The sequence below is a fragment of the Aeromicrobium alkaliterrae genome (assembly GCF_039529015.1).
Classification (GTDB): Bacteria; Actinomycetota; Actinomycetes; order Propionibacteriales; family Nocardioidaceae; genus Aeromicrobium; species Aeromicrobium alkaliterrae.
Map to the genome: position 1 here is coordinate 1,125,858 of NZ_BAAAME010000002.1, position 13,159 is coordinate 1,139,016.

The window sequence follows — 13,159 nt, forward strand, 5'->3', positions numbered from 1 at the left end:
TGCGATTCACCAGCTTCTCGGCACACGACACCGGCGACGGCCTCCATACTGTTCGCATGGCGAAGACCGTCGGCCGGGCTCGGCGCACGAGGAAGCCTGCAGATATGGGTCGAGTCGTCCGGGTGTTTCCCGAGTACGGGCGCGACTGGCCGCTCTGGGAGCGCGTTGACTCACCGGCGGGATACGTGACGACTCCCGACACCTACGGGCTCTCCGACGACCTGACGGGCGCGATCGCCGCCTGGAACGACTACTGGGAGCGCCATTTCGCGCACGACACCGGCTGGGACCACCCCGACCACCGAGATCAGTGGCGACGCGACGGAGATCGGGTCGTCGCGAGCCTGCGGACCGAGCTGTGGGGCATCGCCACGGTGCGCTACGAGCCCTGGCCGCTCGGCGACTGAGGGGTCAGGCGGCCACGGACTCCGTGCGGCGCGAGCGACGGGCGCGCCGAGCCGCGAGTGCGTCTGCCGGACGGCTGCGAGCGGCGCCGCCACGCTGGCGAAGGTCGCTGACCGTGCGCCGGCCTGCCTCGCCGATGGAGATCAGGCCGAACAGGGTCGACGTGAGGGCGACGGCAGCCAGCGCCGAGTTCGAGGTCATGAGGTTCTGATGCGCCATGATCGAATCTTCAACCAGATCCGGGCGAAGCGCTCGTCGAGCGGCGGATGGGCGATCCGTAGGCTCGACGACGTGACGTCGACTCCCGAGGTGCTCCCGATCGCGAACCGGTTCGCGACGGAGCTCCCTGAGCTCTCGCTGCCCTGGCAGGCCGAGGACGCGCCCGACCCCCGTCTGCTCGTCCTCAACGAGCCGTTGGCCGACGAGCTCGGCATCGAGCCGGCGACGCTGCGCGGCGTCACAGGCGCGCGTCTGCTCACCGGGAACCTCGCGCCGGTGGGCGCCACCCCGGTCGCCCAGGCGTACGCCGGGCACCAGTTCGGTGGCTACTCGCCGCGACTCGGCGACGGGCGCGCGCTCCTGGTCGGGGAGCTGACCGACCGCGACGGGAACCTGCGCGACCTGCACCTCAAGGGCTCGGGGCGCACGCCGTTCTCCCGTGGCGGCGACGGTCGCGCTGCCGTCGGACCGATGCTGCGCGAGTACGTCATCAGTGAGGCGATGCACGCGCTGCGGATCCCGACCACGCGATCGCTCGCGGTGGTGGCGACCGGCCGCGCGGTCCGCCGCGAGACCGACCTTCCCGGTGCCGTGCTGGCGCGTGTCGCGAGCAGTCACCTGCGCGTCGGCTCGTTCCAGTACGCGGCGGCCACCGGCGACGTCGAGCTGGTGCGACGCCTCGCCGACCACGCGATCAGCCGTCACCACCCCGGGGCCGCTCGGGCCGAGAACCCGGCACTGGCGTTGCTCGAGGCCGTCGCGACCGTCCAGGCCGATCTCGTCGCGCGATGGATGCTGGTCGGCTTCGTCCACGGCGTCATGAACACCGACAACATGACGATCTCGGGCGAGACGATCGACTACGGTCCCTGCGCGTTCATGGAGGCGTTCGACCCCGCGACGGTCTACAGCTCGATCGACACCGGCGGCCGCTACGCCTACGGCAACCAACCACTCGTCGCCGAGTGGAACCTGGCCCGGTTCGCCGAGACGCTCCTGCCGCTCGTCGCCGACGACCAGGACCGCGCGGTCGAGCTCGCGACGAAGACGCTGGGCACGTTCCGCTCCCGCTACGGCGCCTCCTACGCCACGGGTCTGCTGGCGAAGATCGGGCTCGCGTCCGACCCGGACGACGCCGTCGCGGCCGACCTCGGCGACCAGCTGCTGGCGCTGCTGCACGCGAACCGCGTGGACTGGACGAGCGGTTTCCGCGCCCTCGTCGACGCTGCCCGCGGTGACGCCGAACCTCTCCGCGGGCTCGTGGTCGACCTCCCCGGCCTCGACACCTGGTTGGCGCGCTGGCGGGAGCACGGACCCGACGCCGACCTGATGGACCGCACCAACCCCGTCTACGTCCCGCGCAACCACCTGGTCGAGGAGGCGCTCGACGCCGCGACCGCTGGCGACCTCGAACCGTTCCACCAGCTGCTCGACGTGATCCACCACCCCTTCCACGAGCGCCCCGGCCTGGAGCGCTTCGCGCAGCCGGCGCCGCAGGACTTCGGGCGCTACACGACCTACTGCGGCACCTGAGCGGTCACGACTCCCCCTCTACGCTGGACGCATGGGATCGCAGCTCGTCACCGACCAGTCCGGCAAACCGGTCCAGACCGTCATCGCCTGGATCGTGGCGGTCGTGACGGCCGGCTACATGCTGCCGTGGGCCATCGCCGCGACCCGCGGCAAGGCGAACACCGGCACGATCTTCTGGATCAACCTGCTCCTCGGGTGGTCCGTCATCGGATGGGTCGTCGCGCTCGTCATGTCGCTCTCGTCGCACCAGGCCATCGGCTTCCGCCGGTAGGCCCCACCGCGGACAGGTTGCCGCCGATGTCTCACGCGATCGAGCCCCGGCACCTCGACATCGCCGAAGCCGTCCGGGACGAGATGGATCTCGACCCGCTCACGCGCACGAACGACCGAAGTTCGTGGGAAGATCCGGCCATGAAGAGCGTTGCTCGGCGGCTGACGGCGGTGCTGGGGCGTGTTCTCACGGGCGCTGGCTGGTTGGTCACCAGGACCCTCACCATCGCCGGCGCCGTCTTCGGTCAACGCGGCAACCCCGTCCTTCCGCCCGACCACGCACCCCTTCCCCGCCGGGAGTATCGGCCCTAACGGCGCTGCCGGATCTGGGGCACGGTTGGTGGTCGAGGTCCCGATTCCAGGTGCGGTGCCGGGCGTAGACGCCTCTTGTCAGGACCGGGTCGCCCGCACCACAATCAGGACGACGTCTCTGGATCGGAGCTGGCCGTGACCACGAGCCTTGGATCACCACACCGCCGCGACCGTCTCGCCCTGGCACTGATCGCTGCCGCTCTGGTGGTCGGCGGCTGCTCGGCACCTGACGACGACGGCTCCGAGGTCACGTCCTCCGAGACTGCCGTCGACTTCCCGGTCAACGATCGCGGCCAGACCTACGGATCCGAAGACGACGCGTCTTACGACCAACGCCCGGACCTCCTGGCGGTCGTCGCCACCAATGGGGCCGAGGGCTTCGTCGTCCGCGACGACCTCGACGAGGCGACCGGCGCGAACGTCGCCAACCCGGACGAGGCCGTCGAGTGGGAGAGGACCAAAGAAGCGGGCCTGCCCGACGCCGTCCTCCCGGTCTATGCCAGTGACGGCGTCACGACGATCGGCGAGTTCGTCATCACGTACTAGCCACCGAGGAGAACGAGCCCACGAGTGCCCGCTGCGGCGCGCGATCGCACCATCACAGAGAGCACCGGGATGAGACCTCTTCGCTACTCGATCAACGTCACGCTCGACGGATGCTGCCACCACGAGGCCGGCTCGCCTCCCGACGAGGACTCGATGCGGTACTGGACCGCCGAGATGGAGCGCGCCGACGCCCTCCTGTTCGGCCGCGTGACCTACGAGATGATGGAGTCCGCGTGGCGACGGCCCGCCACGGGCCCCTGGCCCGACTGGATGAGCGACTGGGAGATCCCGTTCGCCGAGGCCATCGACGAGACGAAGAAGCACGTCGTCTCGAGCACGCTGACCGCTGTCGACTGGAACGCCGAGCTGCTGCACGGCGACCTCGCCGAGGAGGTCCAGCGGCTCAAGGACGAGCCGGGCGGGAGCCTGTGGGTCGGCGGCGTGACGCTCCCGCTGGCACTGGCCAACCTGGGGCTGATCGACGAGTACGAGTTCCTCGTCCAGCCGGTCATCGCCGGGCACGGGCCCACGTTGCTCGCCGGCCTGAGCGAGCGTGTCCAGCTCGAGCTCGTCGATCGCCAGGAGTTCGGCTCCGGGGTGGTGGCCCTGCGCTACCGGCCCGCGCAGGCGACGGCGTGAGGTCCCTCTACCCGAGGACCCCGGTGATGAGCTGGTCGACGGGCGCGTAGTCGTCGGTCAGGATCGGCGCTCCGGCCGACCAGTCGCGCAGACCCTGGCCCGCGAGCACGTCCCACCCGACGTCCTGCAGGCCCGCCACGAGGGCATCGAGGTCCAGTGGGGCCTGGCTGGCGACGATCAAGAGGTTGCCGCCGTCCTCCCCCGCGAGCGTCGCCGCGTCCGACAGCACCAGAACCTCGTCGAACACCGACGCCGTCGTCGCCACCTCCGCCTTCGCGAACGACAGCGGCCCGTAGTCGATGACGTTGGCGACGTAGGCGCCGTCGTTCTGCAGCGTCGCCTCGATCGCGGTCAGCGCCTCGACCGTCGTCAGGTGCCATGGCGGGCTGATGCCGCCGAAGGCGTCGCCGATCACGAGCTCGAACTGCGCGGGATCGAGGTCGTCGAGCACCAGGCGCGCGTCGTCGACGACGAGATTCACCTCCGGCATCGGCCCGAGCTCCGTGCGATTCAGCTCGGCGACGCCGCCGTCGACCTCGACGACCGTGCTCTCGGTCCCCGGTCGCGTGGCGTCGAGGTAGCGAGGAAGGGTCATGCCGCCAGCACCCAGGTGGAGGACCCCCGGCGCTGCGGCGCCGGAGGCATCGAGCACCTGGTCGGCCACGACCGCCAGCGCCTGGGTGTAGTCGAACTCGAGGTGGGTCGGGTCGTCCAGGTCGACCGCCGAGTGGCGCAGGCCGTCGAGCTCGAGCGTCACGAGCGAGACGTTCTCGGCGTCGGTCGACAGGACCGCGCAGTGATAGGTCGTCTCGACGTCGCACGTCCCCCGTGCAGCGACGGTCACAGCACCCGCCACCACGAGGGCGAGAACCAGCGGCGGGACGGCTCGTGCGCGTCGGTTCGCGACCAGGACAGCGATCGCGATCACCACGAGCGAGACCCCGAGGCCCATCAGGATCGTGCTGACGGCGACCCGCGAGATCAGGACGAACCCGGTCAACACCGTGCCGGCGATGGCCCCCACCGTGCTGATGCCCGACAACGACCCGACGACCGCACCGGTCTCCTCCAGCGTCGTCAGCCGCAGCTTCGTGACGATCGGGGTGACCGCCGAGAGCAGTGCGCCGGGGACACCGATCGTCACGACCGCCGCGAGGAGCAGCGTCGTGCCGTCGACCGCGGCAGCGGCGCGCATCAGCGCCGGCGTCGCCGCGACCGTCAGGCCGGAGATGGCCAGCGCGGGCGCGAGCAGGCGATCGGCCGGCTGGCGGTCGGCGAGCCAGCCGCCCGCCCATGAGCCGGCCGCGATCGCAGCCAGGGCGAGGCCGATGACCATCGTGTTGGTCTCCAGGCTCAGCCCGAAGTAGGGAGCGAGGAGCCGCAGGGCCGTGAGCTCCACGACGAGGACCGCAGCCGATGCGTAGAGCACCAGGGCGGTGTGGGCGTGGCGCATCACGTCGTCACCGTACCGGCGGCCTCCTCGCGGCGCGCCAGGTCGATCACGAGGTGCTGCGGCCGCGACGGATGCGCCGCACCACGCCGAGGACGAGCAGCGTGAGCACCAACGCGGCCGCGATCCCGAGCATGACCGCCGAGCCGTCGCCCCCGCTCGACGTGGACTGATCGTCCCTCGCCGCGTTCTCGTCGGACTCGCCCCGGTCGCTCGCGTCCGGCGCCGCAGACTCCGTGTCGGGGCGTCCCTCGTGGGTGAAGGTGATGGAGCCCTCGATGGGGTGGCCGTCGGAGGACGTGACCCGGTAGGACGCGGTGTAGGTGCCGGCGGTCGACGGGGTGTAGGTCCGGGAGACCGTGTCGCCCGCGATCACGACGTCGGCCGAGCTGACGTCCGCACCCTGCGGGTCGAGGACCGCGATGAACGCCGCCGTCGCCAGGACGTCGTTGTTGAAGCGGAAGGACACGGCGCCCTCGTCGCCTGCGCCGACCTGGGCTCCCGCTGCGGGAGTCGACTCGATCAGGGCGTCGTGGGCGCTCGCCGGGAGCGGCAGGAGCAGAGTCGCGCAGACGACGAGGGCTGCGGCGCGGGCGATCCATCGGGTGGTCGAGGACATCGGCACTCTTCTTTCGTCGGGGTCGGGCGTTGGGTGGTGAAGGAGGCGGCTCACACGGCCACCGCGTATCCGGAGATCAGGCCCTGGAGGTGGTTCACGAGCTCCTGCCAGAGGCCGCTGACGAGGAGCAATCCGACCAGCACCATCGAGCCGCCGGAGACGATCGCGATGGCGCGGTGATGGCGCTTGGCCCAGGCCGCAGCGCGCATCGTGCGTCGGTAGGCGATCGCGGCGGCCACGAACGGCATGCCGAGCCCGAGGCAGTAGAACGCCGTCAGCAGGCTCCCGCGTGCGGCACTCCCCTCGGTCAGCGACAAAGACAGGACGGCGGTCAGGGTGGGACCGAGGCACGGCGTCCACCCGACGCCGAAGAGGAGTCCGAGCACCGGCGCACCGGCCAGACCCAGCCGCGGCACCAGGCGTGGAGCCGCCGAACGTTGGAGGATCGCGAAGCGTCCGGCGAAGGCCAGACCCATCACGATCATCACCAGCCCGAGCACCGTGTTGACGACGACCTGGTGCTCGATCAGGCGGTAGCCGATCGCCCCGAAGGCGAGGCCGTAGGACAGGAAGGTGACCGAGAACCCGGCGACGAACAGCACCGCCCCCAGCACCACCCGGGGTCGCGGCCGGTCGTCGAGGTCGTGCACGGCCTGGCCGCTGACGTAGGAGAGGTAGCCCGGCAGCAGCGGCAGGATGCACGGAGAGAAGAAGGACACCAGCCCCGCGAGCACTGCGATCGGGACCGCCAGGACGAGCCCTCCGCTGAAAACCTGCGTGCCGAACCAGTCCATCAGCGGCCGTCCTGCACGTCGCTGATCAGCTCGCGGAGCGTGTCGGGGTCGACCTGGTCCATGTACCGCACGGCCACCCGCCCCTCGGCGTCGATGACGTACGTCGTGGGCACGGCGACCGCGGGGAGCGAGGTCGAGAACCCGATCAGCATCTCCCCGCCCGGGTCGCTGAAGCTCGGGTAGCTCATGCCGACGTTCGTCGCGAACGCCTTCGAGGCGGTGCGTCCCTCACGGATCGCGATGCCGACGAGCTGGACGCCCTCCCCCGCGAGCTCGTCGGCCAGGACGACGAGGTCCGGGGTCTCCTTGCGGCACGGCGGGCACCACGACCCCCAGATGTTGACCACGAGCACCTGACCCTCGAACTGCGCGGTGCTGAGCGGGGCGCCGTCGAGGTCGGTCCCCTCGAGCACCGGCGCGGGGTCACGCTCCGACGGCGCCACGACCGTGATCGATCCGTCCCCCGAGACGTACCCGCCCTCCGCGACGTCGGACGGCGCGGAGCCGGAACACGCAGCGATCGACGCGGTCAGAGCGACGCCGAGGACGAGCGCGGTGATGCAACGGGGCGGGGACATGGAGACTCCAGGGGTTGCTGCGGACAGGGCTGGGCCCCGTGCTCAGCACCTCGCCGGAGCGTCCGGTCGCAGCGAGACGTCCCAGAGGCCGAGAGAGGGCGGGGCGACCGCCCGGGCGTGACGAGAGGAGAGCCCGAGCAGCCCGCCGCGCCTCCGGCCGGGCCCCAGGCAGAGAGCGAGCACCAGCAGCAGGCACGAGATCGCCAGGCACAGGCCGCCGAGGTCGTGGCCGTCGACGCCTCCCCCGACCGTCGCCGACGCCTCGTCCACCACGCTGACCGCTGCCATCTCGACCGGCTCCGGCTCTGCCTGAGAGACGTGTCCGGCACCGAGGGCGATCCCGAGCGCGACCACCAGGGCGGCGACGACACCGGCGGCGCGGGGTCGTCGCGGTCCGTGGAACATGCCTACCCTTCCGGTTCGATGCGTGTGTCGGACGTGCGGGGGTCCCCGCTTCCGGCCACCAGGTAATCTACGTTACTACGTACTGTAGAAGTTCAAGGAGGTGCGGGATGCGGAGCTTCGGCGACCTCGAGTCCCGTCTCATGCACGCGCTGTGGCCGGCCGAGGACGGGCTCACGGTGCACGAGGTCATCGACCGCCTCGAGACCCCCGTGGCCTACACGACCGCCATCACGGTGATCGAGCGGCTTCGCGCCAAGGGCTGGCTGACGCGCGAGAAGGATGGCCGCGCCTTCCGCTACGTTGCGACCCGCACGGAGTCGCAGTACGCGGCCCAGCTCATGGGCGAGGCCCTCGACGAGGTCGACGACCGCGCCGGGGCGCTCCTGAGCTTCGCCGACCAGCTCACGCCCGCCGAGGCGCAGCGGCTGCGCGAGGCACTCGCCCGGGCCGAGGGCGAGCACCGCTGATGTCCCTGACCGTCGCCCTCGTCCTGCTGGCCGTCGCGCTCACGAGCGGCTGGACCATCGACCGGGCGCTACGACGGGCCCAGTGGGTCGAGGCCGCGCCCGGCCGTGCCCTGGCGGTCTGGCACCTCGCCGCGGTGTCGATGGGCGGCAGCGTGGTCGCGGTCGGGGCCCTGCTGACCCACGACGCCCTCGAGCACGTCATGTTCCGCGCCACCGGCGTCTCCGAGGACCAGCTCCACCAGGTGTACGCGGGCGGGATCGAGCTGAGCGCCCTCTGGAACGCCACGGCCGTGATCGTCCTCGCCGGCTTGGCAGCACTCGTCTTCCACGCCGCCGCGACGACCCGGGCCACCCACCACAGCCGGCGCCGGCTCCACGACGTCCTCGACCGGCGTGAGGTGACGACGCTCGACGGGTTCGACGTCGTGCCGGGCGACCGCCCGTTCGCGTACTGCATCCCCGCAGGCGCGCGCCGCCGTTCGCGCGTCGTCGTCTCCTCCACCGCTCGGCAGCTGCTGAGCGCCGACGAGCTGGCCGCGGTGGTGGCCCACGAGCGCAGCCACCTCAGCCGCCGGCACCACCGGGCGGTCTTCCTCGCCGAGGTGTTTACCCGCACCGCCCGGCCGTTGCGGATCCTGCCGTCGTACGCCGAGGAGGTCCGGCGGCTCGTCGAGCTGCAGGCCGATGACGACGCGAGCCTTCGCACCGGTCGTGTGCCGCTGGCCCGGGCCCTCGTCACGATGGCGAGCCCGGTCGGACCGTCGGGCACCCTCGCGATGGCCGGCTCGGCCGTCGGCGAGCGGGTCGGTCGGATGCTGCGTCGTCCGCGACACGACCGACGCCTCACGTCGTCGCTCCTCGCCGTCGCGGCGCTGGCCGCCCTCGCGCCTCCGGCCACGATCGGTCTCCCCGCCCTGTACCTCGCCCTCGGCGCCTGAGCGCGCCGCACCAGCCCCGTCGCAAGGAGCACTCGTGAACCGTCGCCAGCGCAGGACCGTCATCACGGCGGCCGTCGTCGCCGTCTGTCTCGCCGTGCTCGGCGTCTTCGTGGTGCTCGAGACGCGCGGCGAGCCGGAGGTCGTCGAGAGCTCCGGCGCCGACGACCCGCGCATCGTCCGCGACGACAGCCACGTGCTGCAGGAGGCACCCGACGGCTCGCCGGTGCTCGTGGAGTTCCTCGACTTCGAGTGCGAGGCCTGCGGAGCGCTCTACCCCGCGATCGAGCAGCTGCGCGAGGACTACGACGGTCAGGTGGAGTTCGTGATCCGCTACTTCCCGCTCCCCGGCCACCTGAACTCGCGCAACGCGGCGCACGCGGTCGAGGCCGCGGCGCGCCAGGGCGAGTTCGAGGCGATGTACTCGTTGATGTTCCAGACCCAGGCCACCTGGGGCGAGAGCCAGGACGACATGTCGCCGGTGTTCCGCGGCTACGCCGAGCAGATCGGGCTCGACCTGGCGCAGTACGACCGCGACGTGGTCAGCGACGACGTCGCTGCCCGGGTCGAGGCCGACTTCCAGGACGCGCAGTCGCTGGGGCTCAGCGGCACGCCGACCCTGTTCCTGGACGGCGATCAGCTGCAGCCGCGCACCCTCGGCGACTTCGAGGACGCCCTCGATCGGGCCATCGCGGCCGGATGACCCGGGTCGACCTGCAGGAGCAGCGAGGCAGGAGCGCCGTCGGGCCGTGAGCCGTCAGGCGCCCCAGGGTCCGGCGAGCGCCGCGACGGGCAGCGCCGGGCTGCGGTGACCGTCGCGTCCGACCATGGTGCGCGCGGCCACCAGCGCGTTGAGCACCGATTCCTCGGCGGCCTGCACCACGGCCTCGTAGAGCGGATCCATCGCGCCCCAGGGCAGGAACTCCATGGCCCTCAGCTCGGAACCCTGGTCGTGGATGGAGCTGTCGAGACTGCCGGGGTTGGCCGTCGAGAACGCCAGGAAGATGTCGCCGGAGAAGTGGCTCCCCGTCGTGCCCGTGCGGGCCAGACCGAGGGCGACCCGGCGGGCGAGCGCCTTGCACTGACCGGGCAGCAGCGGCGCGTCGGTCGCGACCACGCCGATGCACGAGCCCGCGCCGGGCGGGGCCAGCCACGAGTCGTCCTCCATCGGGTTGTCCTCGAGGAGCTCCTGACCGATCCTTCGCCCGCACACGACCAGTTCGCGGCGTGACCCGAAGTTGGCCTGCAGCAGCACCCCGAGCGTGTAGGTGGACGTGCCCACGCGGACACGTCGCGAGCTGGTCCCCGTGCCGCCCTTGAAGGCGTAGCAGTTCATGCCCGTGCCGCCGCCGACCGAGCCCTCGGCGATCGCTCCCCCGCCCGCCGCGTCGAGCGCCGCCACGGCGTGCTGCGGCTGGACGTGGTCACCGTTGATGTCGTTGAGGTACCCGTCCCACGTCTCCCCCACCACCGGCAGGTGCCACGCGGGCTTGAGCGCCGGGTTCGTCCGCAGCGACCACTCGAGGATGCCGCGGTGCACGGCCCCGACCGAGTGCGTATTGGTGATGCCGATGGGCAGCGACAGGCTCCCGGACTCCTCGAGCCAGTGGCTGCCGGTGAGCTCGCCGTTGCCGTTCAGGGAGTGGAACCCGGCGGCGCAGGAGGTGCCGACGCCGGTCCGTCCGCGCGGGAGGATCGCCGTGACGCCGGTGCGCACGGGGCCACCTCCGTCCTGCAGGTCGCCGTCGCCCTCGACGAGGGTCTGGTAGCCGACCTCCACTCCGGCGACGTCGGTGATCGCGTTCCACTCGCCCGGCTCGCCCTCGAGCGGGAGGCCGTGGTCGCGAGCGCGGCGCGGGGTCACTGGACTGGTCCTCATCAGATGTTCTCCTCGGGGGCGGCGGCGAGCATGGTCCAGCGGTCGGCGTGCCGCGGGCGCAGGTAGACCTGGTAGTAGACGAAGCCGACGCCGAGGGCGCTGAGCGCGATGACGATCTGCCACGGGTTCGCGTCCCACACCTGGTACGTGACGTAGGCGAGCGCGCCGATGATGGCCAGCGGCGGCAGCGGGAACAGCGGCATCCGGTATTGCGCACCCGCCGTGGCCCCCGTGCGACGGCCGATCAGGGCGCTCAGCGCGACGAAGACGTACACCACGATCAACGTGGCGCCGGTGGCCGTGATGAGCGAGGTGATCGGCACCAACGCGGCCAGCACGGCGGCCACGACGCCGACCAGGATCGTCGCGACGGGCGGCGTCTGGAGGGTCGGGTGCACGAACGCGAGCGGACGACCGACCACGTCGGGGAAGGCTCCGTCGCGCGCTGCGCTGTACAGGGTGCGGCCGGCCTGGAGGATGATCGCGACGGTCGCGTTGATGATCGCGACCGCGATCGCCAGGCTCACCGCGACGTTGACCGCCTCGGACCCCCGCGTGGTCATGAAGTACTCCATCGGGTTGTCCGCACCGATCAGGCTGGTGAGGTCGGGAGATCCGAGGAGCACCGCGGCGAGCGGGAGCATCTCGGCCGCGACGGTCACCGCCAGACACACGATGATCACCTTGCCCATGACCTTGCGCGCACCCTGCGTCTCCTCGGCGAAGTAGATCGCCGCGCCGTAGCCGTTGTAGGCGAACAGCGCCGTGGCAGTCTGGCCCACGATCAGGCCGAGTCCCACGCCCATCAGGGTGCCGTCGTCGCCCAGGGTCTGGGCCTCCCAGAGGGTGCTCACCGGGCGCGACACGTTCACGAACCCGAGCGCGCAGACGACCACGATCGCCACCATCTCCAGCGCCAGGAAGACGCCGGTGATCCACGCGTTCGTGCGGATGTTGAGGATCGCGACGCCCGCGCACACCAGGATGACCGCGACGCCGACCCACTTGGAGTCGGCGCCGGAGAAGGCCGCCGCGAGGTACTCCCCCGTCCCGAGCGCGATCACGCCGATGATCATCGTGAGGCTGAACGTGTTCATGAGGAACAGCGAGAAGCCGGCCGCCTTGCCCAGCACCCGCCCCGCGAACGAGTACTCGCCGCCGGCTATCGGGAAGGCCGAGGACAGCTCGGCGTAGCAGAGCGCCATGCACGCGGCGACGGCCGCGGCCATGAGGAACGCCCGGAACGACGCTCCTCCCACGGCCGCGATCACGGTCGGGATGATGATGAAGACGCTCGACGCCGGCGTGACCGCCGAGAGGGTGATCAGGACGTTGCCGCGCAGGTCGAGGGAGCGGGACAGCTCCTGCTCGTAGTGCTGGCTCGTCCCGGGCGGGGGCGTGGTGGGTGATGACATGGCTTCCTCGCTGACTCAGGTGCCATCGATCGACACGTGTGACGACGAACACTTCCGCCGACCCCCGAGGAACTCCCTCGACAGATCGTCACGGCTTCGGCTCGTTGCCTGACACATCGTCGGAGCAGGTTGGCCCGGCCCGCCGCGACGCTGCTGGAAGGCTTCCTCGGCCGAGGGATCCACGGCTGGAAGGACTCGACCATGACACGACCGACCCTCGCTCCCCGACCACTCGCGCTGCTGCTCGTCGGAACCCTGGCCCTGGCCGGGTGCTCGTCCGAGGAGCCCGCCGCCGCGCCGGCGACCGCGTCGGACGACTCGGTCAGCAGCAAGGAGCTCGTGACCGACTTCTACACGCAGGCCTTCGTCGAGGGCGACGTGGCGGGAGCTGCGGACGAGTACATCGGCGACACCTACGTCCAGCACAACCCGCAGGTGGACGACGGGCGTGAGGCCTACGTCGAGGCTCTCGCGCCCTACGTCGCCGAGCCCGGGGTCGAGTACGAGATCGCTCGCGTCGTCGCCGAGGACGACCTCGTCGTCGTCCACGCCCTCAACACGGCCGAGGGCGCGCCCGCGACCGCCGTGGCCGACATCTTCCGGGTCGAGGACGGCAAGATCGTCGAGCACTGGGACGTGCAGCAGGAGGTCCCGGCCGAGACCGTGAGCGGCAACGACATGGTGCTCGACTGA

Annotated in this window: 18 protein-coding genes; 10 read left to right on the top strand and 8 right to left on the bottom strand. The window is 71.3% G+C overall.

Annotated elements, in window-relative coordinates; translation table 11 throughout:
- Positions 1-185 precede the first annotated feature (185 nt).
- Complete coding sequence (locus tag ABD127_RS06670; protein WP_344199018.1) at positions 186-407, top strand: hypothetical protein; 222 nt, start codon at positions 186-188, stop codon at positions 405-407.
- A 4-nt stretch (positions 408-411) separates the two neighbouring features.
- On the opposite strand, the gene ABD127_RS06675 is transcribed toward ABD127_RS06670, so the two are convergent.
- Positions 412-624 (bottom strand): hypothetical protein, encoded by a 213-nt coding sequence (locus tag ABD127_RS06675; protein ID WP_344199020.1) that lies wholly within the window; start codon positions 622-624, stop codon positions 412-414.
- Here ABD127_RS06675 and ABD127_RS06680 point away from each other — a divergent pair.
- The 5 genes from ABD127_RS06680 to ABD127_RS06700 all read left to right on the top strand — a co-directional run bounded on the left by ABD127_RS06680 (position 616) and on the right by ABD127_RS06700 (position 3,924).
- Positions 616-2,157, top strand: a complete 1,542-nt coding sequence (locus ABD127_RS06680; RefSeq protein ID WP_344199022.1) for a protein adenylyltransferase SelO — start codon at positions 616-618, stop codon at positions 2,155-2,157. The genes ABD127_RS06675 and ABD127_RS06680 overlap by 9 nt on opposite strands.
- 31 nt (positions 2,158-2,188) lie before the next feature.
- Positions 2,189-2,428 carry a superinfection immunity protein gene (locus ABD127_RS06685; protein ID WP_344199024.1) on the top strand — a complete coding sequence of 80 codons (240 nt, stop codon included), beginning with the start codon at positions 2,189-2,191 and terminating at the stop codon, positions 2,426-2,428.
- Positions 2,429-2,454: 26 nt separating this feature from the next.
- Positions 2,455-2,739, top strand: a complete 285-nt coding sequence (locus ABD127_RS06690; protein WP_344199026.1) for a hypothetical protein — start codon at positions 2,455-2,457, stop codon at positions 2,737-2,739.
- Between the two features lie 135 nt (positions 2,740-2,874).
- Positions 2,875-3,285: a hypothetical protein gene (locus ABD127_RS06695; RefSeq protein WP_344199028.1), complete on the top strand. Its 411-nt coding sequence runs from the start codon at positions 2,875-2,877 to the stop codon at positions 3,283-3,285.
- A gap of 69 nt (positions 3,286-3,354) precedes the next feature.
- A complete protein-coding gene (locus ABD127_RS06700) occupies positions 3,355-3,924 on the top strand; it encodes a dihydrofolate reductase family protein (RefSeq protein WP_344199030.1) in 570 nt (189 codons plus the stop codon).
- 7 nt (positions 3,925-3,931) lie between these two features.
- On the opposite strand, the gene ABD127_RS06705 is transcribed toward ABD127_RS06700, so the two are convergent.
- The 5 genes from ABD127_RS06705 to ABD127_RS06725 are packed head-to-tail and all read right to left on the bottom strand — an operon-like array spanning position 3,932 to position 7,770.
- Positions 3,932-5,377, bottom strand: coding sequence for a fused MFS/spermidine synthase (locus tag ABD127_RS06705; RefSeq protein ID WP_344199436.1), 1,446 nt, complete (start codon positions 5,375-5,377; stop codon positions 3,932-3,934).
- Between the two features lie 46 nt (positions 5,378-5,423).
- Positions 5,424-5,993 carry a copper resistance CopC family protein gene (locus ABD127_RS06710; RefSeq protein ID WP_344199032.1) on the bottom strand — a complete coding sequence of 190 codons (570 nt, stop codon included), beginning with the start codon at positions 5,991-5,993 and terminating at the stop codon, positions 5,424-5,426.
- A gap of 50 nt (positions 5,994-6,043) precedes the next feature.
- Positions 6,044-6,787 (bottom strand): cytochrome c biogenesis CcdA family protein, encoded by a 744-nt coding sequence (locus ABD127_RS06715; RefSeq protein WP_344199034.1) that lies wholly within the window; start codon positions 6,785-6,787, stop codon positions 6,044-6,046.
- Positions 6,787-7,365 (bottom strand): TlpA family protein disulfide reductase, encoded by a 579-nt coding sequence (locus tag ABD127_RS06720; RefSeq protein ID WP_344199036.1) that lies wholly within the window; start codon positions 7,363-7,365, stop codon positions 6,787-6,789. The genes ABD127_RS06715 and ABD127_RS06720 overlap by 1 nt, the downstream gene beginning before the upstream one ends.
- Positions 7,366-7,407: 42 nt before the next feature.
- Positions 7,408-7,770: a hypothetical protein gene (locus ABD127_RS06725; protein WP_344199038.1), complete on the bottom strand. Its 363-nt coding sequence runs from the start codon at positions 7,768-7,770 to the stop codon at positions 7,408-7,410.
- Between the two features lie 107 nt (positions 7,771-7,877).
- Here ABD127_RS06725 and ABD127_RS06730 point away from each other — a divergent pair, with 107 nt between their 5' ends.
- Genes ABD127_RS06730 through ABD127_RS06740 form a run of 3 tightly spaced genes read left to right on the top strand, consistent with a single transcriptional unit; the run spans position 7,878 to position 9,875 of the window.
- Positions 7,878-8,237: a BlaI/MecI/CopY family transcriptional regulator gene (locus ABD127_RS06730; RefSeq protein ID WP_344199040.1), complete on the top strand. Its 360-nt coding sequence runs from the start codon at positions 7,878-7,880 to the stop codon at positions 8,235-8,237.
- Positions 8,237-9,175 (top strand): M56 family metallopeptidase, encoded by a 939-nt coding sequence (locus tag ABD127_RS06735; RefSeq protein ID WP_344199042.1) that lies wholly within the window; start codon positions 8,237-8,239, stop codon positions 9,173-9,175. The genes ABD127_RS06730 and ABD127_RS06735 overlap by 1 nt, the downstream gene beginning before the upstream one ends.
- Positions 9,176-9,209: 34 nt before the next feature.
- The gene (locus ABD127_RS06740; RefSeq protein WP_344199044.1) at positions 9,210-9,875 is read left to right on the top strand and encodes a DsbA family protein; all 666 of its coding nucleotides are present in this window, start codon (positions 9,210-9,212) and stop codon (positions 9,873-9,875) included.
- Positions 9,876-9,929: 54 nt separating this feature from the next.
- Here the strand turns inward: ABD127_RS06740 and ABD127_RS06745 are convergent, their stop codons facing one another.
- Both ABD127_RS06745 and ABD127_RS06750 read right to left on the bottom strand, forming a co-directional pair.
- Positions 9,930-11,051 carry a DmpA family aminopeptidase gene (locus ABD127_RS06745; RefSeq protein ID WP_344199046.1) on the bottom strand — a complete coding sequence of 374 codons (1,122 nt, stop codon included), beginning with the start codon at positions 11,049-11,051 and terminating at the stop codon, positions 9,930-9,932.
- A complete protein-coding gene (locus tag ABD127_RS06750; RefSeq protein ID WP_344199048.1) occupies positions 11,051-12,466 on the bottom strand; it encodes an APC family permease in 1,416 nt (471 codons plus the stop codon). The genes ABD127_RS06745 and ABD127_RS06750 overlap by 1 nt, the downstream gene beginning before the upstream one ends.
- 201 nt (positions 12,467-12,667) lie before the next feature.
- Here ABD127_RS06750 and ABD127_RS06755 point away from each other — a divergent pair, with 201 nt between their 5' ends.
- A complete protein-coding gene (locus tag ABD127_RS06755) occupies positions 12,668-13,159 on the top strand; it encodes a nuclear transport factor 2 family protein (protein WP_344199050.1) in 492 nt (163 codons plus the stop codon).

Bases quoted from the DNA above. Each gene is read 5' to 3' on its own strand.
- ABD127_RS06680 (WP_344199022.1), top strand. From the start codon at position 616: ATGCGCCATGATCGAATCTTCAACCAGATCCGGGCGAAGCGCTCGTCG.
- ABD127_RS06675 (WP_344199020.1), bottom strand. From the start codon at position 624: ATGGCGCATCAGAACCTCATGACCTCGAACTCGGCGCTGGCTGCCGTC.
- ABD127_RS06685 (WP_344199024.1), top strand. From the start codon at position 2,189: ATGGGATCGCAGCTCGTCACCGACCAGTCCGGCAAACCGGTCCAGACC.
- ABD127_RS06690 (WP_344199026.1), top strand. From the start codon at position 2,455: ATGTCTCACGCGATCGAGCCCCGGCACCTCGACATCGCCGAAGCCGTC.
- ABD127_RS06700 (WP_344199030.1), top strand. From the start codon at position 3,355: ATGAGACCTCTTCGCTACTCGATCAACGTCACGCTCGACGGATGCTGC.
- ABD127_RS06705 (WP_344199436.1), bottom strand. From the start codon at position 5,377: ATGCGCCACGCCCACACCGCCCTGGTGCTCTACGCATCGGCTGCGGTC.
- ABD127_RS06710 (WP_344199032.1), bottom strand. From the start codon at position 5,993: ATGTCCTCGACCACCCGATGGATCGCCCGCGCCGCAGCCCTCGTCGTC.
- ABD127_RS06715 (WP_344199034.1), bottom strand. From the start codon at position 6,787: ATGGACTGGTTCGGCACGCAGGTTTTCAGCGGAGGGCTCGTCCTGGCG.
- ABD127_RS06720 (WP_344199036.1), bottom strand. From the start codon at position 7,365: ATGTCCCCGCCCCGTTGCATCACCGCGCTCGTCCTCGGCGTCGCTCTG.
- ABD127_RS06725 (WP_344199038.1), bottom strand. From the start codon at position 7,770: ATGTTCCACGGACCGCGACGACCCCGCGCCGCCGGTGTCGTCGCCGCC.
- ABD127_RS06730 (WP_344199040.1), top strand. From the start codon at position 7,878: ATGCGGAGCTTCGGCGACCTCGAGTCCCGTCTCATGCACGCGCTGTGG.
- ABD127_RS06735 (WP_344199042.1), top strand. From the start codon at position 8,237: ATGTCCCTGACCGTCGCCCTCGTCCTGCTGGCCGTCGCGCTCACGAGC.
- ABD127_RS06745 (WP_344199046.1), bottom strand. From the start codon at position 11,051: ATGAGGACCAGTCCAGTGACCCCGCGCCGCGCTCGCGACCACGGCCTC.
- ABD127_RS06750 (WP_344199048.1), bottom strand. From the start codon at position 12,466: ATGTCATCACCCACCACGCCCCCGCCCGGGACGAGCCAGCACTACGAG.
- ABD127_RS06755 (WP_344199050.1), top strand. From the start codon at position 12,668: ATGACACGACCGACCCTCGCTCCCCGACCACTCGCGCTGCTGCTCGTC.